The organism is Variovorax sp. 20P10.2.4 (genome assembly GCF_058244205.1).
In genome coordinates this window covers 1-1355 of the sequence record NZ_JBZAYE010001112.1, presented here as the reverse complement: position 1 = coordinate 1355, position 1355 = coordinate 1, and the positions used below count along the sequence as shown (strand labels likewise).

Annotated in this window: 1 protein-coding gene; it reads right to left on the bottom strand. The window is 71.8% G+C overall.

Annotation, left to right across the window (positions count from 1 at the left end; genetic code table 11):
- The coding region (locus AC27VN_RS41545; RefSeq protein ID WP_490880521.1) for a beta strand repeat-containing protein at nucleotides 1-1355 on the bottom strand (1355 nt) is incomplete at both ends.

Below are 1355 nucleotides of genomic sequence, written 5' to 3'. Positions count from 1 at the left end.
TGTCGTTGCCGTTGGCCTGCGCGTTCGGGCCGAAAGCGGTGGCGCCCTGGCCGCTGGCGCTCGCGCCCGTGCCGCAGGTGACGTTGCCGCCCGAGAAGCTGCACAGCCCGTTCGAAAACGCCTGGTTCATCAGTGTCTGCAGTGCCATGACCTGCTGGCTGGTGAAGTTGTTCGCGCTGCTGATCGCGCCTTGCTGGGCCTGCTGCACCTGGCCCACGTTGGCGGCGTCGGTGGCGGCCTGGCCCGCGCGCACGTTGCCGATGAGGGTGCCGACGCCGCCGTTGGCATTGAGCGAGACGCTGCCGCCGCCCGCGTCGTACTGCACCGAGTTCTGCGCCAGGCCGAGCGCGTTGTCGGCGGTGCCCTGCGCCTTGTTCGCGCTGGCCTGCGCCGCATTGGCCGCGCCGAGCGCGGTGTTGGCCGTGCCCTGGGCCGAGGCGGCGGCGACACCGGCCGCGTTGGCCGTGCTCTGCGCCTGCGCGGTCGAGGTCGACAGGCTGGCGACCGAGTTGGCGGTGGACGTCGACAGCGTGGCCACGCCGGTCGAGAGGGTGTTCAGGCCGGTGTTCAGTGTCGAGACGCCGGTGGAGAGCGAACCGATGCTGGTGGAGGTCGATACCGACAGCGCGCCGACGCTGGTGGAAAGAGAGCCGATGCTGGTGGCGGTCGAGGTCGACAGTGTGCCGACGCTCGTGGAGAGCGAGCCGATGCTGGTGGCGGTTGAGGTCGACAGTGCGCCGACGCTCGTGGAGAGCGAGCCGATGCCGGTGGACGTCGACGCCGACAGCGCATCGACGCTGGTGGACAGCGCGCCCACGCCGGTGGACAGCGACCCGATGCTGGTGGACGTCGAGGTCGACAGCGTGCCGACCCCGGTCGACAGATGGGCCACGGCGGTCGACAGGCTCGAGGTGTCGAGCACCGCGGTGCTCAGGCTCTGGCTCAGTCCGTAGACCTGGCCGCCGGTCACGGCGTCGGTGCTGCCGGCGGCGATGTTGCCGGCGCCGACGTTGGTGATCACGCGCGTGGTGCCGTTGCCGCCGACCGAGACCGTGTTGTCGCCGCTCGCGACCGAGCCCTGGCCCAGCGCCACCGAGTTCTTGCCCGAAGCCAGTGCGCCGTTGCCCAGCGCGGTGGCGTTGTCGGCCGTCGCGCGTGCGCTGTTCATGCCGGCGTTCGAGCCGCCGATGGCCGTCGTGTAGTTGCCGCTGGCCACGGCGCCGCTGGCACCCGACTGGCTGGGTCCCGTGCCCGAAGCGCCGCTGCCGATGGCCGTGCTGGCGATGCCGCTGGCCTGGGCGCCATTGCCGCCGTTGCCGCCGCGAAGCTCGTCGCTGACACCGCTGCCGCCGCTG